Annotated in this window: 19 protein-coding genes; 8 read left to right on the top strand and 11 right to left on the bottom strand. The window is 66.2% G+C overall.

Annotated features, from left to right (window positions below; all coding sequences use genetic code 11):
• Window positions 1–9: 9 nt before the first annotated feature.
• Both FB597_RS05590 and FB597_RS05585 read right to left on the bottom strand, forming a co-directional pair.
• Window positions 10–1,617 carry a DHA2 family efflux MFS transporter permease subunit gene (locus FB597_RS05590; RefSeq protein WP_144768558.1) on the bottom strand — a complete coding sequence of 536 codons (1,608 nt, stop codon included), beginning with the start codon at window positions 1,615–1,617 and terminating at the stop codon, window positions 10–12.
• 1 nt (window position 1,618) lies between these two features.
• A complete protein-coding gene (locus FB597_RS05585) occupies window positions 1,619–2,716 on the bottom strand; it encodes an HlyD family secretion protein (protein ID WP_144768556.1) in 1,098 nt (365 codons plus the stop codon).
• A gap of 209 nt (window positions 2,717–2,925) precedes the next feature.
• On the opposite strand from FB597_RS05585, the gene FB597_RS05580 reads away from it, so the two are divergent.
• Complete coding sequence (locus tag FB597_RS05580) at window positions 2,926–4,374, top strand: efflux transporter outer membrane subunit (RefSeq protein ID WP_144768554.1); 1,449 nt, start codon at window positions 2,926–2,928, stop codon at window positions 4,372–4,374.
• A 49-nt stretch (window positions 4,375–4,423) separates the two neighbouring features.
• Here FB597_RS05580 and panE read toward each other — a convergent pair whose 3' ends face one another.
• The 4 genes from panE to FB597_RS05560 form a co-directional block, all read right to left on the bottom strand.
• Window positions 4,424–5,356: a 2-dehydropantoate 2-reductase gene (panE, locus tag FB597_RS05575; protein WP_144768552.1), complete on the bottom strand. Its 933-nt coding sequence runs from the start codon at window positions 5,354–5,356 to the stop codon at window positions 4,424–4,426.
• A 76-nt stretch (window positions 5,357–5,432) separates the two neighbouring features.
• Window positions 5,433–5,870: a helix-turn-helix domain-containing protein gene (locus FB597_RS05570; RefSeq protein WP_144768550.1), complete on the bottom strand. Its 438-nt coding sequence runs from the start codon at window positions 5,868–5,870 to the stop codon at window positions 5,433–5,435.
• On the bottom strand, window positions 5,860–6,666 hold the full coding sequence (locus FB597_RS05565; protein ID WP_141914071.1) for an SDR family oxidoreductase: 807 nt from the start codon (window positions 6,664–6,666) through the stop codon (window positions 5,860–5,862). The genes FB597_RS05570 and FB597_RS05565 overlap by 11 nt, the downstream gene beginning before the upstream one ends.
• Window positions 6,667–6,917: 251 nt before the next feature.
• Complete coding sequence (locus FB597_RS05560) at window positions 6,918–7,478, bottom strand: TetR/AcrR family transcriptional regulator (protein ID WP_141914072.1); 561 nt, start codon at window positions 7,476–7,478, stop codon at window positions 6,918–6,920.
• A gap of 294 nt (window positions 7,479–7,772) precedes the next feature.
• Here FB597_RS05560 and FB597_RS05555 point away from each other — a divergent pair, with 294 nt between their 5' ends.
• A complete protein-coding gene (locus FB597_RS05555; protein ID WP_141914236.1) occupies window positions 7,773–8,402 on the top strand; it encodes a glutathione S-transferase family protein in 630 nt (209 codons plus the stop codon).
• Window positions 8,403–8,425: 23 nt separating this feature from the next.
• Window positions 8,426–9,421: a pyridoxamine 5'-phosphate oxidase family protein gene (locus FB597_RS05550; protein WP_144768548.1), complete on the top strand. Its 996-nt coding sequence runs from the start codon at window positions 8,426–8,428 to the stop codon at window positions 9,419–9,421.
• A 183-nt stretch (window positions 9,422–9,604) separates the two neighbouring features.
• Here the strand turns inward: FB597_RS05550 and FB597_RS05545 are convergent, their stop codons facing one another.
• Window positions 9,605–10,255 carry a 3-oxoacid CoA-transferase subunit B gene (locus tag FB597_RS05545; protein ID WP_144768546.1) on the bottom strand — a complete coding sequence of 217 codons (651 nt, stop codon included), beginning with the start codon at window positions 10,253–10,255 and terminating at the stop codon, window positions 9,605–9,607.
• A 10-nt stretch (window positions 10,256–10,265) separates the two neighbouring features.
• Entirely contained in the window at window positions 10,266–10,967 is a 702-nt protein-coding gene (locus FB597_RS05540) for a CoA transferase subunit A (protein WP_144768544.1), read from the bottom strand.
• Window positions 10,968–11,267: 300 nt separating this feature from the next.
• Between FB597_RS05540 and FB597_RS05535 the strand changes: the two genes are divergently transcribed.
• Window positions 11,268–11,828, top strand: coding sequence for a PAS and helix-turn-helix domain-containing protein (locus tag FB597_RS05535; RefSeq protein ID WP_141914076.1), 561 nt, complete (start codon window positions 11,268–11,270; stop codon window positions 11,826–11,828).
• Between the two features lie 18 nt (window positions 11,829–11,846).
• Here FB597_RS05535 and FB597_RS05530 read toward each other — a convergent pair whose 3' ends face one another.
• Window positions 11,847–12,746 carry a LysR family transcriptional regulator gene (locus tag FB597_RS05530; RefSeq protein WP_144768542.1) on the bottom strand — a complete coding sequence of 300 codons (900 nt, stop codon included), beginning with the start codon at window positions 12,744–12,746 and terminating at the stop codon, window positions 11,847–11,849.
• Window positions 12,747–12,865: 119 nt separating this feature from the next.
• Between FB597_RS05530 and FB597_RS05525 the strand changes: the two genes are divergently transcribed.
• The 3 genes from FB597_RS05525 to FB597_RS05515 are packed head-to-tail and all read left to right on the top strand — an operon-like array spanning window position 12,866 to window position 15,129.
• Window positions 12,866–13,753, top strand: a complete 888-nt coding sequence (locus FB597_RS05525) for an MBL fold metallo-hydrolase (RefSeq protein WP_144768540.1) — start codon at window positions 12,866–12,868, stop codon at window positions 13,751–13,753.
• A 48-nt stretch (window positions 13,754–13,801) separates the two neighbouring features.
• Window positions 13,802–14,413, top strand: a complete 612-nt coding sequence (locus tag FB597_RS05520; protein WP_144768538.1) for an NAD(P)-dependent oxidoreductase — start codon at window positions 13,802–13,804, stop codon at window positions 14,411–14,413.
• Window positions 14,414–14,415: 2 nt separating this feature from the next.
• Complete coding sequence (locus tag FB597_RS05515) at window positions 14,416–15,129, top strand: DsbA family protein (RefSeq protein ID WP_144768536.1); 714 nt, start codon at window positions 14,416–14,418, stop codon at window positions 15,127–15,129.
• 277 nt (window positions 15,130–15,406) lie between these two features.
• Here FB597_RS05515 and FB597_RS05510 read toward each other — a convergent pair whose 3' ends face one another.
• Both FB597_RS05510 and FB597_RS05505 read right to left on the bottom strand, forming a co-directional pair.
• Window positions 15,407–16,051, bottom strand: coding sequence for an HAD family phosphatase (locus tag FB597_RS05510; RefSeq protein ID WP_144768534.1), 645 nt, complete (start codon window positions 16,049–16,051; stop codon window positions 15,407–15,409).
• Window positions 16,052–16,133: 82 nt separating this feature from the next.
• The gene (locus FB597_RS05505) at window positions 16,134–17,552 is read right to left on the bottom strand and encodes a PLP-dependent aminotransferase family protein (protein ID WP_141914082.1); all 1,419 of its coding nucleotides are present in this window, start codon (window positions 17,550–17,552) and stop codon (window positions 16,134–16,136) included.
• A gap of 346 nt (window positions 17,553–17,898) precedes the next feature.
• Between FB597_RS05505 and FB597_RS05500 the strand changes: the two genes are divergently transcribed.
• On the top strand, window positions 17,899–19,221 hold the full coding sequence (locus FB597_RS05500; protein ID WP_144768532.1) for an aspartate aminotransferase family protein: 1,323 nt from the start codon (window positions 17,899–17,901) through the stop codon (window positions 19,219–19,221).
• Window positions 19,222–19,240 lie beyond the last annotated feature (19 nt).

Genomic DNA, 19,240 nt, shown 5'->3' with positions numbered 1-19,240 from the left:
CGCACTCCATCAGTGCGCGTCCGGCGGCGGCGCCTTGGGCGGTTCCACCTTGCGCATCAGCGGCACCATCAGCGTGGCCGTCAGCAGGCATAGCATGATGACGAAGAAGGCGTCGGCCACGGCCTGGGTCTGCGCCTCGCGCATGGCCAGGCGCGCCAGGTTGCGCAGGGCACCGACCTCGTTCGCGCCGGCGTCCACACCGGCGGCCAGCAGGTTGTGCGCGCCGTTGCGCAACATATCGGCCATCGCCTCGTTGCCGGCGTTGAGGTGTTCGGCCAGGCGCAGGAAGTGCAGGTTGGTGCGGTCGTTGAGGATGGTGCCGCACACCGCGATGCCGATCGCGCCGCCCAGGTTGCGCATCAGGTTGAACAGCCCCGAGGCCAGCTTCAGGCGTTCCGGCGCCAGCGAGCCCAGGGTCAGCGTCACCACCGGGGCGACGGCGAACTGCTGCGAGAAGCCGCGCAGCGCCTGCGGCAGCAGCAGCTCATGCCAGCCCCAGTCGTGCGTGATGGGCGTGAAGTTCCACATCGACAGCGTGAAGCAGGCCAGCCCGAACATCATCAGCCAGCGCAGGTCGACCCTGCGCGCCACCATCGTGTAGAACGGGATGGCGAGGATCTGGAACAGGCCGGTGGAAAAGATCGCCAGCCCGATGTCGAGCGCCGAGAAGCCGCGCACGCGCGCCAGGAATACCGGCGTCAGGTAGATGGTGGCGAACAGGCCGATGCCGGTGACGAAGGAGAAGAAGCAGCCCAGCGCGAAGTTGCGCTGCTTGAGCGCGCGCAGGTCGACCACCGGATGCGCGTAGGTGAGGCTGCGCCAGACGAAGGCGATGCCGGAGATCGCCGCCACCCAGGCGGTGGCGCGGATCACGTCGTCGCCCATCCAGCCGTAGCGCGGCCCTTCTTCCAGCGTGTATTCCAGGCAGCCCAGCGCGAGCGCCAGCAACGCCATGCCCGGGTAGTCGGCGCCGCGCAGCAGCGACAGGTCGGGCTTGTCGATCTTCACCATCATCGGCACCACCACGGCCACGAATATGCCCGGCACCAGGTTGATGAAGAACAGCCAATGCCACGAATAGTTGCTGGTGATCCAGCCGCCGATGGTCGGCCCCAGCGTGGGCGCCAGCGAGGCCAGGGCGCCCACGGTGGCGGCGGCCAGCACGCGCTGGTTGCCCTGGAAATAGACGAAGGCGGAGGTGAACACCAGCGGGATCATCGAGCCGCCGAGGAAACCCTGCAGCGCGCGGAAGGCGATCATGCTGTTGATGTCCCAGGCCAGCCCGCACAGCAGGCTGGCGACGGTGAATCCCACCGCCGAGGCCGAAAACAGCCAGCGCGTGGACATCACGCGCGAGAGCCAGCCCGACAGCGGGATGACGATGATCTCGGCGATCAGGTAACTGGTCTGCACCCAGGCGGTCTCGTCAGTGCCTGCCGAAAGGCCGCCGCCGATGTCGGCCAGCGAGGCCGAGACGATCTGGATATCCAGCAGCGCGATGAACATGCCCACGCACATGGTGGCGAAGGCGAACACGCGCTGGCGGGTGGTGAGCGTGAGCCCCATGGCCGGGGCGGGGGCAGGCCGGGGTACGGCCGGCGCGGCGGCGGACGCCATGTCAGCTCCGGCCGGCACGCTGGTCGACTTCGGCGGTCACCGACAGGCCGGGACGCAGCTTGCCTAGCCGCGCGCCCTCGCCGTCGAGCGCGATGCGCACCGGCACCCGCTGGACGATCTTGGTGAAGTTGCCGGTGGCGTTCTCCGCCGGCAGCACGCTGAACTGCGCGCCGGTAGCCGGCGCCAGGCTCAGCACATGGCCGCTGAAGGACTCGCCCGGCAACACGTCGGCCTTGATGGTGACAGCCTGGCCCTGCTTCATGCGGGCGATCTGGCTTTCCTTGAAATTGGCATCGACCCACAGGCCCTGCTCCGGCACCACCGACAGCAGCTGCGCGCCGATGGTGGTGTAAGCGCCGACCCGCGCGCGGCGGTTGCCGACCACGCCATCGACCGGTGCGCGCAGTTCGGTATAGGCCAGGTTCAGTTCGGCCAGGCGCTGCTCCGCCCGGGCCTGCTGCAACGCCGCCTGCACCCGCTGCTTCTGCGTGGCGATCACGTCCATCTGACGCTGCGCGGCGTTCAATGCCGCCTGCGCCTTCTGGCCGTTGGCCTGCGCCTGCTGGTAGTCGGCATCGGCCTTTTGCGCCGCCTGCAGCGACACCGCCGCCTTGGCCGAAAGGCTGCGGTAGCGCACCTGGTCGTCGCGGGTGCGCGATGTCTCGGCCCCGGCCGCGGCCACGCCGGCACGGCCCTGGTCGATTACCGATTCCTGCAGGCGGCGCTCGGCGTCGAGATTGGCCAGCGCCGCTTCCTGCGCCGCCACCGCGGCGTTCGCCTTGGCCAGCGCGGCCTGGTAGTCGCGGCCATCCAGTTTTACCAGCAGGTCGCCGGCATGCACGGCCTGGTTGTCCTTGACCAGCACCGCCTCGATGTTGCCGGCCACCTTGGGGGCGATGACGGTGATGTCGCCGCCGACGTAAGCGTCGTCGGTGCTCTCGATATAGCGCCCCACCGCCAACCAGTGCGCCAGCCAGGCAACGGCCGCCACCGCGGCGATGGCCAGGAGCGCGTATGTCAGCAGGGTGGATTTCTTTCTGGGCGCCGGCATCGTTGCGGCAGGTTGCGCGGGGGCGCCGATGGTGCTCTGGGTGGTCATGGTGGCCTCGATGGCGATTGGATGTGGATGACGGCCTGCCCGTCGCCTTTTCCCATTGCGCGACAGGCCTCAAATAGAAGTTGCTTTCAAAACGATAGTGAGTTTAAACTTCAAGCTATCATTTTGCAAGTAACAATTCCAAACCGGATCGACCACTTCTTCCGTCGCCGTCCCCGGCATCGGAAACAGATGAAAAAAAGGCCAGAAGCATGAACCCCTTGTTTCCCTCGCGCGCCGGCCGCCTGCCGGCATTGGGCGCGCTAGCCGCTGCGCTGGCATTGAGCGCCTGCACGACCGGCCCGGACTACCGGCGCCCCGAATACCAGGACACCCCGCTGCGCAACGTCGCCCTGCTGCAACAGCGCTCCGCGCAAACGCCGGCGCCGGCGCTGGATCATTGGTGGGACGGGTTCGACGACCCGGTGCTGAGCGACATCATCCAGCGCGTGCTGGCGCAGAACCTGGATTTGTCGGCAGCGTTCGCGCGCGTCGAACAGGCGCAGGCCAGCGCACGCATCGCCGGCGCCCGCCGCTTGCCGGAAGGCGAACTCAGCGGCCAGGCCGCGCGCGCCAGGCAATCGCTGCAAAGTCCGCTGGGCGAGATCGCCAGCGGCTTCCCCGGCTACCAGCGCACGCAGAACCTGTTCGAACTGGACGCCGGCGCCAGTTGGGAACTGGACCTGGCCGGCGCCTTGAAGCGCGGCGCACAGGCGGCCGATGCCGAGCTGCAGGCGGCCCAGGCGCAGCAGCTCGGCGTGCGCATATCGGTGGAGGCGGAAGCGGCCGATGCCTACTTCCGCATCCGCGGCGCGCAGGCGCGCATCGCGCTGGCCGAACACCAGGTCAAGGCCAGCGCCGAGCTCGGCGAAATCGTGCGGCTGCGCCTCAAGGATGGCCTGGCGAGCGTGGCCGAGATCGCCCAGGCCGATGCCCGCCTGGCGCAATCGCGTGCGGCGCTGCCGCCGCTGCGCATCGAACTGGAGCGCCAGACCAACCGCCTCGACGTGCTGATGGGCGCCGCGCCCGGGACTTACGCGCAACGACTTTCCGAAGGCGCCGACACCGGCCGCGTGCCGGCCATCGCGGTGTCGCAGAGCAGCGTGGAACTGATGCGCCGCCGGCCCGACGTGATCGCGGCCGAGCGCAGGCTGGCCGCGTCCAACGAACGCATCGGCCAGGCGATGGCGGCGTGGTATCCCGACCTGTCGCTGTCGGCGCTGCTGGGCTTCCAGAGCCTGGGGGCGGCCGGCTTCCTGACGGCCGACAGCCTGCAGGCCCAAGGCGGGCTCGGCTTGCGCTGGCGCCTGTTCGACTTCGGCCGCATCGATGCCGAGATCGCGCGCGCCGAAGGCGCCCATGCGGAAGCCTTGGCGCTGTACCGCAAGAGCATGCTGACGGCGGTAGAGGATGTGGCAAACGCCATCATGGCGCTGGTGCAACTGGAACAGCAGTCGCGCGAACTGGCGGCGCAGGTCGATGCCCAGCAACGCGCGCGCGGCAACGCCGAGCAAGCCTACCAGGGCGGCGTGCTGAGCCTGGCCGAGGTGCTGACCGAAGACCGCTTGCTGCTGGCGGCGCAGGACCAGATGGCGCAGGTGCATGCCGACAACGCGCGGGCGGCGGTGTCGGTGTTCCGGGCGCTGGGGGGTGGCTGGTAATGAAGCGGGAGATGCCCGGGACGCCCAAGGCGGCCCAGGCATCCCGATCTCAGGACGACACGCGCGCCTGATGCGCCTCGTAGGTCTTCAGGTGCAGATAGGCCAGCTGCAGCAGCGTGGTCTTAGCGCCCTTGGCGTCGCCGCGGCGGATCAGGTCGCCGACGATGTGGTCGGCCTCGATCCGGTTGCCGTTGCCGATGTCGCGGAACATCGATGCCGTCAGCGATGAACCATGCTCGGTCAGCATGCCGCGCGTGCGGTTGTAGAAGCTCTCGCCCGGCTGGTAGCCCTGCAGCCCGGCGATGCCGGCGCATTCGGCCAGCATGCCTTCGATAAAGGCCTGGCCGCCCGGACCTTGCAGGATGTCTCCCACCGAGGCGCGCATCAGCGAGGTGGCGCTGGCCAGCGTGGCCAGCATGATCCATTTTTCCCACATCGATTGCAGGATGTTCTCGCTCAGCTTGACGTCGAATCCGGCGCCGGAGAGGGCATCGCAGATCGCCTGCGCGCGCGCCGTGATGCCGCCGCCGCGTTCGCCGAAGGTCAGGCCGGCGGCATTGTTCAGGTGCACGATGGCGCCGTCGGCGTCGAGCGTGCCGGCGACCACGCACTGGCCGCCCAGCACGGCGGCGGCGCCGAAACGCTGCTCCAGGATGTCGAGGTGCTGCATGCCGTTGAGCAGCGGCAGGATCGCCGTCTGCGCACCCATCGCCGGCGCCAGCGATTCGATCGCGCTCTCCAGATCGTAGGCCTTGCAGCTCAACACCACCAGGTCGTAGTGCGGAACCAGTTCGGTCGTATCGAGCAGGCGGGCATCGCGCAGCGTCAGGTCGCCCATCGGGCTTTTCACGCGCAGGCCGCGTTCACGCAGCAGCGCCGCGCGCTGCGGGCGCACCAGAAAGTCGACGTCGCGGCCGGCCGCATGCAGGCGCGCGCCGAAATAGCCGCCGACGGCGCCGGCGCCTACGATCAATATCTTCATCTTTTCTCCTTGTGGTCTGTGCCCGCATCGCTGCTGGCGGCAAGCTGGTTCTCAAGCCTTGCCATTGTGGCCGCTTTCAGCTTTCCTTGCTGGCGCCAGCGCGCCGCGCAAGGTACAGGCGGCCCCAGCCGCGCAGGGCGGCGATCACCGGCTGCAGCGCGCGGCCGGCTTCGGTCAGCACGTATTCGTCGCGCGGCGGATGCTCGCGGTAGCGGCGCCGTTGCATCAGGCCGGCGTCGACCATCGCCTGCAGGCGGCGCGAGAGAATGGCGGGGGAAATGTCGAGGTTGCGGCGGAATTGCTCGAAGCGCGTCATGCCGCGCAGGGCATCGCGCACGATCAGCACGGTCCACCATTCCCCGATCAGTTGCAGCGAGCCGGCCACCGGGCAGGGCTGGCCCTGCCGCGTCAACTGGCGCGCCGCCTGCGCGGCCCGCACCTGCTGGCGCGGGCCGGGCAAGCCGGCCGGATGGTCCGGCTGGGCGGCCGCGCGCGGGCGGGACTTAGCCGGCATGGTCCAGGTAGCGCGCGGCGGGCCGGTTGCGCGAGAGGTTGGGGCCCAGCGCATGGCGCGCGGAGGTGAGCGCGTTCCAGTCGGCAACGTCCGGCAACGAAGGGATGGTGACGGCTTCACCTTGGTCGAATCCGGCCAGGGCGGCATCCACCATGTCGCCGACTTCCATCAACATTTCCGCCGGCAGTTGATCGATGCTGCCGCCGGAGCGTTGCCAGATCTCGGTGCGCGTAGCGCCGGGCAGCACCGCCTGCACCTGCACGCCCAGCGGGCCGAGTTCCTGCTGCATCGACTGGCTCAGGTTCAGCACGTAGGCCTTGGTGCCGCTGTAGGCGCCATTGAACATTTCCGGCGCCAGCGCCAGCACCGAGGCGACATTGATGATCGCGCCGCTGCCGCGCCGGCCGAAGTTGGCGGCCGCCGCCGCGGCCAGGCGCGTGACCGCCACCACGTTCAGCTGGAGCATCGCCTCGTAACGGTCGATGTCGGCCTCGATCAGCTTGCCCTGCACCGCCATGCCGGCATTGTTGAGCAGGAGCGTGATATCGGCGTCGCCGCGCAGGCGCTGCTCGACCTTGAGCAGGTCGGCCTTGGCGGTCAGGTCGGCCGGCAGCACCTCCACCTGCACGCCGTGCTTGCCGCGCAATTCGGCGGCGAGCTGCTCCAGCCGGGCGGCGTCGCGCGCCGCCAGCAGCAGGTCGTAGCCGCGCGCCGCCAGGCGCTGCGCGTAGGTTGCGCCGATGCCGGCCGATGCGCCGGTGATGAGGGCCTTGCCTGGCCGTTTGCTGGTGTTCATTGGGTTTCCTTGTCTGCTTGGTTGGGCGATGTGCCGGGTTCGAGGGAGTGTTGCCGGGTGCGGCGACTTACTTTCATGAAGATAGTAACTATCATTATAAAAGTAACTTGGCGACTGTCAAGCCGGCATTTTTTCGCGCGGGCGTTTTCGCAACACCGCACCGGGCGGCAAAAAGTGACCCGCCAATGCGACAAGGGCCGCTGCCTTGCGGCGCGGCCCTCGCGGGAACGGAACAGGTTCGGGGAAAACCGCTACGGCGCCAGCAGCATGTCGGGGATGCCGCGCACCACCCGCGTGAAGACGGCAGTGCTGCCCTGGGCGCGCGACACCACCAATGCGCCGTGCAGCATCACCATCCCGTCCTCGGCGCGGCGCACGGCCTCGGCGGGCGCGAAACCGGCGTCTTCCAGCACGGCGGCGATCAGCTTGACGATGTTGCCGATGTTCTGCTTGAACTGCTGCTGGAAATAGCCGGCCGCCTCGCCGATGGTGAACAGGTCGGTCAGGCAAGGCAGCGTGCCCCTGGCGTAAAAATCGCTCATGGCGGCGAAATAGCGCTTGAGGCGCTTTTCCGGCTCGGCATCCGAGGTCAACAACGGGATCACCTTCTCGCGCATCCACTGGCCGACCACTTCGATGGCGGCACGCCCCATGTCGACCTTGCCGTTGGGGAAATAGTGGTAGAGGCTGGACTTGCCCAGGCCGGTGGCGGCCGACAGGCTGGACAGGCTGGCGCCTTCATAACCGGAGCGGCGGAATTCGGAAAGCAGGATCTGCGCGACTTCTTCGCGCGACAGGCTGGGTGCGGGCATGGCGGTTTTCTGTTGGTGCGCAATGTTGCGCCTGCATGCACGGGCATGGCGGGCGCCTTCGAACGAAACTGCAACGCGGGATTGCTCCCGGGGTTGCTACCGATTATAAGACCGCTTGGCATGCCGAACGAGTCCGCTCCCGGCGCTCCGGGATAAAAATATTTTCCATGCCGATGGTTGACAGCGGGAATCCGATCTTCTATTGTACCGATCGTTCGGTTCATTATACCGCGCAGGACCTCAGCCAGCCGGCAACATGCTTGCCGCCCATTCACCACCCGTCGGGAGAAGAAGATGCCGCAACCACAATCCATCCGCCTTTACGGCTTTCCATTGTCCGGCCACGCGCACCGCGTGCGCCTGCTGCTGTCCATGCTGGGCCTGCCGCACGAGGTGGTCGATGTCGACCTGCCGCACGGCCAGCACAAGCAGCCGGAGTTCCTCGCGCTCAATCCGCGCGGCCAGGTCCCGGTGATCGTCGACGGCGACGTTACGCTGTACGACTCCACCGCGATCCTGGTCTATCTGGCCAAGCGCTACGATGATGGGCGGTGGCTGCCGGCCGATCCGCTGGGCGCGGCGCAGGTGCAACAATTCCTGTCGCTGGCCTCGGGCGAGATATTCGAAGGCCCCAACCGCGTGCGCCTGGTGAAGCTGTTCAAGCGCGAGCTCGACTATGCGCTGGCGCACCAGAAGACCCTGGCCGTGCTGGCATTGCTCGAGCGCCATCTCGACGGCCGCGACTTCCTCGCCGCCGGCCACGCCACCATCGCCGATGTGGCCTGCTACGCCTATGTCGCCCACGTGCCGGAAGGCGGCGTGGACCTGGCGCCCTATGCCAATGTGCGCGGCTGGATCGCACGCGTCGAACAGTTGCCCGGCTTCGTTCCCATGCCGGCCTCGCCGCACGCCATCGCCGCCTGACCGTCGCCGCCAAGGAGCCTGCCATGCCATCCACCCCATCCATCCCCGCAGCCGGGGCGCCGGACCGGGCTTTCCATCGCGGCGAACTGCTCGCCCAGCAGCGCGCCGGCATGCTGGAGAAGATGGCAACGGTCGGCCCGCGCGTGATCCGCGACTTCATGCCCGACCAGCACCGCGCGTTCTTCGAGCAACTGCCCTTCATGGTGGTGGGGTCGGTGGATGTGGAAGGACGCCCCTGGGCCTCGATCATGAGCGGCGCGCCGGGCTTCGTGCGTTCGCCCGATGCGCGCACGCTGCAGGTGCACGGCCAGCATATCGCGCCGGGAGACCCGCTGCATGGCAACCTGCGTCACGGCGCCAGGCTGGGCCTGCTCGGCATCGAACCGCACACGCGCCGGCGCAACCGCGCCAACGGCGTGGTGCAGGCGCTGTCGGACGATGGCATGGCAATCGCCATCGAGCAGAGCTTCGGCAATTGCCCCAAATACATCCAGGCGCGCCAGCCCGAACTGCTGGATGCGCATGCCCTGCCCGCTGCAGCGATCACCGACGCTCCCGCGCTCACCCCGCAGATGGCGCAGATGATCGGCCGCGCCGACACCTTCTTCATCGCCACCGCACTGGCGAGCGACGATGAAGAAGCGCGGGGAGCAGGCCGGCGCCACGGCGCCGATGTATCGCACCGCGGCGGCAAACCCGGTTTCGTCCGGATCGATGGCGACCACATGCTGACCGTGCCGGACTTCATCGGCAATTCGTTCTTCAACACCATCGGCAACCTGCTGCTGCAGCCGCGCGCCGGACTGCTGTTCGCGGATTTCGACAGCGGCGCCCTGCTCTACCTTGCGGTGCGCGGCGAAGTGATCTGGGAGGGGCCGGAGGTGGACGCCTTCACGGGCGCGCAGCGGCTGCTGCGGTTTTCGGTGGAATCGGCGCGGCTGGTACGGCATGCGCTACCGTTGCGCTGGGCGCCGCCGGAGCTGTCGCCGTTCCTGGCGGCGACCGGGGCGTGGAATTGAATGACCGTCGCCCTGGCGAAAGTCAGGGCCCAGCGTCGTTCAGCGGCCGTTGATGCGCAACGGAAGACACTGGATCCCGGCCTTCGCCGGGATGACGCGTTGCAAGCGGGAAGATTGGCTGAACGCAAAAAACAAGGGCGCCGGAAATCCAGCGCCCTTGCCTTGTCCATCAGGTCAACACGATCAGACCGCGCTCACATCCAGCGGCGCTTCGGTCTTCTCGATCACTTCTTCCTTGGTCACGCCGGCGGCCAGTTCGATCAGCTTCAGGCCGCTCGGGGTGACGTCGATCACGCCGAGGTCGGTGATGATGCGGTTGACCACGCCCACGCCGGTCAGCGGCAGGTTGCATTCCTTCAGGATCTTCTTCGAGGTGGAACCGTCCTTGGCCTTGGCCACGTGTTCCATCAGCACCACCACGCGGCCGACGCCGGCCACCAGGTCCATCGCGCCACCCATGCCCTTGACCATCTTGCCGGGGATCATCCAGTTGGCCAGGTCGCCTTTGCCGGAAACCTGCATCGCGCCCAGGATGGCGATGTTGATCTTGCCGCCGCGGATCATGCCGAACGAGTCCGCCGAGCTGAAGAAGGACGAGCCGGGGATGGTGGTCACGGTCTGCTTGCCGGCGTTGATCAGGTCGGGATCGACCTTGTCTTCGGTCGGAAAGGGACCGATGCCGAGCAGGCCGTTTTCCGACTGCAGCCACACTTCGATGTCGGCCGGCACGTGGTTCGCCACCAGGGTCGGCAAGCCGATGCCGAGGTTGACGTAGAAGCCGTCCTGCAATTCCTTCGCTGCGCGCGCAGCCATTTCATCTCTGGTCCAAGCCATTGCTGTCTCCTTATTTCGCCGCGCTGACGGTGCGTTGTTCGATGCGCTTTTCCGGCGTGGCGTTGACCACGATGCGGTGCACGAAAATGCCGGCGGTATGGATCTGGTCCGGATCGAGCTGGCCGACCTCGACCAGTTCTTCCACCTCGACCACGGTGATCTTGCCGGCCATGGCGACGTTGGGATTGAAGTTGCGCGCGGTCTTGTTGAACACCAGGTTGCCCGCACGGTCGGCCTTCTGCGCCTTGACCAGCGAAACATCGGCCACCAGCGAGCGCTCCATGACGTACCTGGCGCCGTCGAATTCGCGGATTTCCTTGCCTTCGGCCACCAGCGTGCCCACGCCGGTCTTGGTGAAGAACGCCGGAATGCCGGCGCCACCGGCGCGCAGCTTCTCGGCCAGCGTGCCTTGCGGGGTGAATTCCAGTTCCAGTTCGCCGGCCAGGTACTGGCGCTCGAACTCCTTGTTCTCGCCCACGTAGGAGGCGATCATCTTCTTGATCTGGCGGGTGGAGAGCAGCTGGCCCAGGCCGAAGCCGTCGACCCCGGCATTGTTGGAGATGGCGGTCAGGTTCTGCACGCCCGAATCGCGCAGGGCGGCGATCAGCGCCTCGGGGATGCCACACAGGCCAAAGCCGCCGACCGCGATGGTCTGGCCGTCCTTGACGATGTCTTTCAACGCGGTGGCCGCGTCTGGATACACTTTGTTCACGAGTCTCCTTTCGGCTCTTGTCTTGCGAGCTTAAATGTCATGAGAACCTGTCCGGGATCGCGCCAGGGCCGTTCCGATGCCCTTGCAGGCGGTCTGCGGCGTTGCAAAACCTCGCATCCCCTCCTGAAACGACATTGATCCAACTCCCCGCGCCATCCCGGACAGGTTCTTAAAAAGCGACAATCATCATAGGTCAGCGAAATAGGCCATACAATACGGTAAAAATACCTGGCGCAATGCAGCATACACCGAGCTGCAACCGCCAGGCTCGAGGGAACCCCAGGATATCCGCAGCACACCATGAGCACCCCACCGGCCATCGATTTCGAACAGGTATTCATGCATGCCCCGATCGGCATGTGCGTCTCGCATAACCGCATCATCCAGCAGGGCAACCTGGCGATGGCGGCGATGTTCGGCTATGCGGTCGAAGACTTGCGCCAGATGTCGTTCCAGGAAATCTACCCGACCGCCGACGAGTTCGAGCGCACCGGCCTGCGCCTGGTGCCCATCCTCAACGAAAAGGGCTTCTACTCCGACGAGCGCATCATGAAGCGCGCCAGCGACGAGATGTTCTGGTGCCACGTCACCGGCCATTCGCTGGTGCAGGGCGATCCGCATGCGGCCGGCATCTGGACCTTCGAGGATGTCAGCGCCAAGCGCCCGATCGCGCCGGGCCTGACGCCGCGCGAACGCGAGATCGCGGCGCTGCTGGTGGAAGGCAAGACCAGCAAGCTGATCGCGCGCCAGGTGGAACTGAGCCCGCGCACGGTGGAGATGCACCGGGCCCGGCTGATGCGCAAGTTCGCCGCATCGACGTCTTCCGAACTGGTTCACAAGCTGCTCAGCATTACTCCCTGATCCGCCCTCTTCCGGCGCTCAGAACGGCTGCCCGCCGAAACGTTCCGCCAGGAAATCGAGCATCGTGCGCAAAGTCGCCGGCATGTGCTTGCGCGAGGCATACACGGCGTACATGCCGAGCTGGATCGGCTCGTACTCCGGCAGCAATTGCACCAGTTGCCCGGAAGCCACCAACGGCGCCGCCGAATAGGCCGGCATGTGGCCGATGCCCACCCCGGCCAGCACCGCCTGCAGCAACACCGTCACCTCGTTGGCGCTGATGCTGCCGCCCACCGCCACCGAAGCCGGCTTGGCGCCCCGTCCCTTGCCTTCGAACTGCCACAGGCTGCGGCCGACGTAGGAGTGCGTGAGGCAATTGTGCAGGGCCAGGTCTTCCACCTTCTTCGGCGTACCGTGGCGCGCCAGGTAATCGGGCGCGGCGCAGATCACCGAACGGCACACGGTCAGCTTGCGCGCGATCAGGTTGGGTTCCAGCCGCGTGGTCATGCGGATGGCCAGGTCGATGCGTTCCTCCACCAGGTTCACCGTGCGGTCCAGCGCCACCAGGTCGACCGCCACTTCCGGATAGCGGCGGCCATACTCCACCACCGCCTGCACCAGCTGGCTCTGCGTGAACGACGTGCTGGAAGTGATGCGCAGCAAGCCGCGCGGCGTCTCGCCGGGGGCGTCGACGGCGTGGCGCATGTCGTCGGAAAACTCCAGCATCTGCCGGCAGCGCGGCAGGATTTCGTTGCCGGCCGGGGTCAGCGACAGCCGGCGCGTGGTCCGGTGCAGCAGGCGCGCGCCGACCCATTCCTCCAGTTCGGCCACATAGCGCGACACCACCGGCCGCGACAGGTCGAGCTGCTGGGCCGCCGCCGACAGGCTGCCGCCATCGACCACCGCCACGAATACTTGCATTGCCGTCAATCTGTCCATCGTGCACCCGCCTGTCGATCTGAACGTTTTTAGAAACAAACTGTGATCGATTATGCTGTTTTTAAAAAACAAAAGCGAATCTATGATGAGTACTCCTTCCACCGATACGGAGTCTCGCCATGAACTTCCCTACCCGCCTGCTGCGTCGCGCCCTGGCGCTGGCCGCCACCGGTTTCATCGCGGCCGGCGCGCAAGCCGCCGACGCGCTCAAGCTGGACGTCTACAACCCCGGCAAGCAAGCCATCTTCCCTGTCTCGTCGGTACTGGTCAGCGGCCAGCGCGAAGCGATCCTGGTCGATGCGCAGTTCGGCAAGCGCGAAGCGCAGCAAGTGGTGGAGAAGATCCGCGCCAGCGGCAAGAAGCTGACCACCATCTACATCAGCCACGGCGACCCGGACTACTACTTCGGCCTGGACACCATCCACGCCGCCTATCCGGACGCGAAGATCGTGGCCACCCCGCAAACCGTGGCGCACATCCGCGAAACCGTGGAAGGCAAGCTGGCCTATTGGGGCCCCAAGCTGGGCGACAACGCGCCGGCCGCGACCATCGTGCCCGAAGTGCTGAAGGGTCGCAGCCTGACGCTGGAAGGCCGCAAGCTGGACATCATGGGCCTGGACGGCCCGCAACCGGAACGCAGCTTCGTGTGGATTCCGTCGATCAAGGCGGTGGTCGGCGGCGTGGTGGTGGACGGCAAGATGCATGTCTGGATCGCCGATACGCAAAGCCTGAAGTCGCGCAAGGATTGGCTGGGCACGCTGAACCGCATCGAGAAACTGAAACCGAAGGTCGTGGTGCCGGGCCACTTTTCTGAAGGCGCGCCGCTGGACATCGAATCAGTACGCTTCACCCGCGATTACCTGAAGGCTTTCGACGAAGAAGCCGCCAAGGCCGCCGACTCTACCGCACTGATCGCCGCCATGCAGCAGCGCTATCCGGAACTGGGCGACAGCGCTTCGCTGGAACTCTCCGCCAAGGTCATCAAGGGCGAGATGAAGTGGCCCTGAGCCAATTCTCAACCGCCCACCACATCAACTGAACCGAAAGGAAACACCATGAACATCGCCATCATCGGCGCCACCGGCAACGTCGGCAGCCGCATCCTCGAAGAAGCCCTGCGCCGCGGCCACAGCGTCATCGCCATCGCCCGCGACGCCTCCAAGATCGCAGCGCGCGCCAACGTCACCGCCCGCAGCGCCGACGTCAAGGACACCGCCGCCCTGGCTGCCGCCATCCAGGGCGCCGACGTGGTCGTTTCCAGCGGCCGCTTCGCCAGTTTCAAGGCGGCCGACCTGCTGCCCGCAGTCAAGCAGGCGGGCGTCAAGCGCATCGCGGTCGTCGGCGGCGCCGGCAGCCTGGAAATCGCACCGGGCAAGGCGCTGATCGATACCCCGGAATTCCCTGCCGAATACAAGCCGGAAGCCTCGGCCGGGCGCGACTTCCTGAACGACCTGCGCAAGGAACAGGACATCGCCTGGACGTTCCTGTCGCCGTCCGCACTGTTCGTGCCGGGCGAGCGCACCGGCAAGTTCCGCCTGGGCCAGGACCAGCTGCTGGTGGCCGCCGACGGCAAGAGTTCGATTTCCTATGAGGACTTCGCCATCGCCCTGCTCGATGAGCTGGAACAGCCGAAGCATGTGCGTGCGCGTTTCACGGTAGGCTACTGAGCATGAGCGCTGCAACCCAAGTTCTCCACTACATCCACGACCCGCTGTGCGGCTGGTGCTACGGCGCCGCGCCGCTGGTGGCGGCCGCGCGCCGCGTGTTGCCGGTACAGGCGCACGGCGGCGGCATGATGGCGGGCCGCAACCGGCGCCGGGTCGATGCCGGGTTGCGCGACTATGTGATGCCGCACGACCGCCGCATCGCGCAGCTGACCGGGCAGGTCTTTGGCGAGCATTACTTCAACGGCCTGCTCAAAGATACCGATGCGGTATTCGACTCGGCCCCGCCGATTGCGGCCGTGCTGGCCATGCAGGCGCTCAAGGGCAATGACGCCGGGCTGGACATGCTGGCCGCGATCCAGCGCGCGCATTACCAGGACGGGCTGCGCATCTCCGATGAAGGCACGCTGGTTGAACTGGCGCAGAAGCTGGGCACCGATGCGGATGCTTTTACGCAGGCCTTGCGCAAGATCGAAGAAGAGGAACTGGCCCGGCACATCGAAGCCAGCCGCGCACTGCTGAACCAGGTCGGCGGACGCGGCTTTCCCACCTTCGTGCTGCAGCGGGGCGATGCGCTGGAAGTGCTGGATACGGGAATGTGGCTGGGGCGGCCGCAGGAATGGGCGCAGTTCCTGCAGCAGCAAACCCGCGGCGAGACGGCTGGCCATGCCGGTTCATCGGTCGCGCAATGCGATATCGACGGCGGTAATTGCAACTAAGCCGTCTCCATCGATCCGTCCTCCCGACGCAAGCCGGGATGAGGCTGCAATGCCGTTCAGTTAAGACTAATTCTGAAACAGACCCCGTTCGGGCTGAGTAGGCCCGCCAGGGCCGTATCGAAGCCAGCGTGTCATCGGTTAGCGCCCTTGCCTGCCCTTCGATACGCTGCTGCGCAGCTACTCAGGGCGAACGGAGTCTGGACTGCACAAACACAATGCCGTTCAGTGCTTAACTGAACGGCATTAGGGATGAGGCTGCATCTTTGCTGCGTCTCTTTTATAACGGCAAGCCCAGCAACTTCAGCTGCGCACGCGTCTGTCCCGCATCCACATGATGGATGCCGTGCCATCCCAAGGCCTGCGCCGCCTCGATATTCTTCTTCACGTCGTCGATGAACACCAGCTCGCCCGGCGTCAAGCCCGGCAAATGGCGGCCATAGCGCGCCAGCGCGATCTGGTAGATGCGCGCATCGGGCTTGATGCATTTCTCTTCGCCCGACACCACGATGTCCTGGAACACGCCAAGGAAATCATAGTTGTCGCGCGCGAACGGAAAGGTCTCGGCCGACCAGTTGGTCAGGCCGAACAGCGGCACCTGCTTCGCATGCAGTTCCTTCAACAGCGCCACGCCGTCATCCAGCGGACCGCGCAGCATTTCCTTCCAGCGGTCGTAGAAGGCGCGGATCAGGCTTTCATGCTGCGGATGCTGTTGCACCAGCAGTTCGGTGCCTTCGGCCAGCGAGCGCCCGGCGTCCTGCTGGATATTCCATTCGGACGAACAGACCTTGGTGAGGAAATGCAGGCGCTCGGTATCGTTGGCGATCAGGTGTTGGTAGACGTGCAGCGGGCTCCAGTCGAACAGCACGCCGCCAAAGTCGAACACGACGGCGCGGATGCCGGAAGTCGGGGTAGTGATGCTCATGCGTGGCGTTCCTCGCGAATGTGGAACGGCCATTCTACTGTCGCGCCATGACGCCTGCGTGAAGAAGTGTAAGCGGTTCTTGCTACAGGGAGCGGAAGAAATCGAACAGCTCAGGCGCATCCGCGTAACCCACATTGAAACGGAAGCTGGCCTGCTCCGGCGCATCCAGGTGGAAGAAATCGCCGGGCGCCAGCCAGATGCCTTTCTGCCGCGCGCGGTCGGCGATCTCGCGCGCCGACAGGCCGCTGCCTTCCAGCGTGGCCCAGGTGAACATGCCGCCGCGTGCGGCGGTAAACGGCGTCAACCCGGCTTCGGCCAGCTTGGCGTTGAGCGTGGACTGGGCATTGAGCAGCGTGGCGTTCAACGTCTGCACATGGCGCCGGTGGTGGCCTTCGGTCAGCACGTTGTGCACCAGGCGCTCGTTGATCTCGGAATTGGTGAGCGTGAGCACCATCTTGGTATGCACGATCTGGCGCGCCAGGTCGCGCTGGCAGGCGACGTAACCCACGCGCAGCGAAGGCGCGATGGTCTTGGAATAGCTGCCCACGTAGATCACCCGCTGCAGGCCGTCCAATGCGGCCAGCATGGGATCGGTGGCCTGGCCCAGCTCGCGGAAGATGTCGTCTTCCACCACCCAGAAACCGTGCCGCTCGGCCGCCTGCAGCACACGCATGGCGCAGGCCGGGGTGTAGGACGTGCCGGTGGGGTTCTGCAGCACGCTGGTGGTGAAGAACATCTTGGGCCGGTGCGCGCGCGCCAGCGTTTCCAGCGTGTCGGTATCGACGCCGCCCGGCGTGCGCGGCACGCCGATCACGTCCAGCCCGGCCAGGCGCAACATGGCGATCAGGTTGCAATAGCCGGGATCGTCGATCAGCACCGTGTCGCCGGGCTGGGTCATGGTGCGGATCACCAGGTCCAGCGCCTGCGTGGCGCCGTGCGTGGTCAGCACCTGGTCGATGGCCACGTCCAGCGACCAATTGCCGAGGAATTGCGCGATCAGCTGGCGCAGCGGCGCATAGCCGAAAGGATGGCCGTAGCCGACCTGCTGCGCGCCGGGCGAACGGATGATGCGGCGCTCGGCCTGGTGCAGGCCTTCGTCGTTCAGCCACTTGCCGGGCAGCCAGCCGCAGCCGGCCTTGATCGGCACCCGCTCGTCGGCGAACATTTCCGACAGCAGCCAGGCCGAGTCGATCACCGGCTCGTGCGGCGTGAACACCGCGCGCGCGCCGGACTGCCCGGCGCGCGCGGCGACGAAGAAGCCGGCCCCGCGCCGCGCCAGCAGCATGCCGCGCGCCACCAGCTGCTCATAGGCCTCGACCACGGTGGAGGCGCCGATGCCGTGGCTTCCGGCCAGTTGCCGCACCGACGGCAGGCGCTCGCCGGAGCGCAGTTCGCCGCGCTCGATCAGCAGCGCCAGCCCGTCGGCCACCTGCTCCACCAGCCGGGCGGCGGTATTCCTTTGCAAATCCAGTTGCAGCGGCGCGCGCTGGAGCTTGGCCATGGACATCCTTTCGGCGTGCAGTCGGGCGAGTTCATTGGTCGACCGACTGGAGTGTTTTGCTTTTCCAAGAAGTGTATTGCTTCCGGCTGGCGCAACCTGCAATGCCCTCTCCCTGGCATGAATGGCCGAAATCAGCGCCATTCGACGTTTGCCGGCAATACGACCGGATCAGCCGCACGCTAGTATTCCCGCCAAATGAATCAATATAGTTCGCTCAAACAAACAATACAGTCTTGGATCAAATTAAAAAGTGTAGCTAACAATACTGCCAGTGTCTGGCAATAATCAAGCCATTCATCAAGTCATTCCCAACTTCGTCAACCCTCACCCTGCCACGGTGCGCCCCATGACTACTTCCGAACAGAAACCCGGCCTGTCGGCCTACTGGATGCCCTTCACCGCCAACCGCAACTTCAAGGCCAGCCCGCGTATGCTGGTCTCGGCCGAAGGCATGCATTATCGCGACGACGCCGGCAACGCCATCCTCGACGGCACCGCCGGCCTGTGGTGCGTGCCGCTGGGCCACGCCCATCCCAAGATCGTGTCGGCCGTACAGAAGTCGGTGGCCACGCTGGACTACGCGCCGTCCTTCCAGCTCGGCCACCCGAGCGCCTTCGAACTGGCCGAGCGCCTCAAGGCCTATACCGGCAACCGCTTCGCCAACGTGTTCTACACCGGCTCCGGTTCGGAAGCGGTGGATACGGCGCTGAAGATCGCGCTGGCCTACCACCGTGCCAAGGGCAACGCCACCCGCACCCGCCTGATCGGCCGCGAGCGCGGCTACCACGGCGTCGGTTTCGGCGGCATGTCGGTGGGCGGCATCGGCGGCAACCGCAAGACCTTCAGCAGCGCGCTGATCGCGGGCGTGGACCACCTGCCGCACACCCACAACCTGGAAAAGAACGCTTTCACCAAGGGCCAGCCGGAATACGGCGCGCACCTGGCTGACGAGCTGGAACGCCTGGTCGCGCTGCACGACGCCTCCAACATCGCCGCCGTGATCGTGGAGCCGGTGGCCGGTTCCACCGGCGTGCTGGTGCCGCCCAAGGGTTATCTCAAGCGCCTGCGCGAGCTGTGCAGCAAGCACGGCATCCTGCTGATCTTCGATGAGGTGATCACCGGCTTCGGCCGCCTGGGCACGCCGTTCGCCTCCGACTACTTCGATGTCGAACCGGACATCTTCACCACCGCCAAGGGCCTGACCAACGGCGTGGTGCCGATGGGTGCGGTGTTCGTCAAGCCGGAGATCCACGACGCCTTCATGCAAGGCCCGGACGGCATCGAACTGTTCCACGGCTATACCTATTCCGGCCACCCGCTGGCCTGCGCCGCCGGCCTGGCTTCGCTGGACGTGTTCCAGCAGGAAGGCGTGCTAGAGCATGCGCAGTCGGTATCGGACTATTTCCAGGATGCGGCGCATGCGCTGCGCGGCCTGCCGCATGTCATCGACGTGCGCACCATCGGCCTGATCGCCGGCATCGAACTGGCCTCGATCCCGGGCAAGGTCGGCGCGCGTGCCTACGACGCCTTCGTGCGCGCCTTCAACGACGGCATCCTGATCCGCGTGACCGGCGACATCATCGCGCTGTCGCCGCCGCTGGTCATCAACAAGCAGCAGATCGACGAGCTGTTCGGCAAGCTGGCCGCGATCCTCAAGACGCTGGCCTGACCACGGCAGGCCTGACCAC

The sequence above is a fragment of the Herbaspirillum sp. SJZ099 genome (genome assembly GCF_007828355.1).
Taxonomy (GTDB): domain Bacteria; phylum Pseudomonadota; class Gammaproteobacteria; order Burkholderiales; family Burkholderiaceae_D; genus Herbaspirillum.
This window is presented reverse-complemented; position numbering and strand designations above follow the sequence as displayed.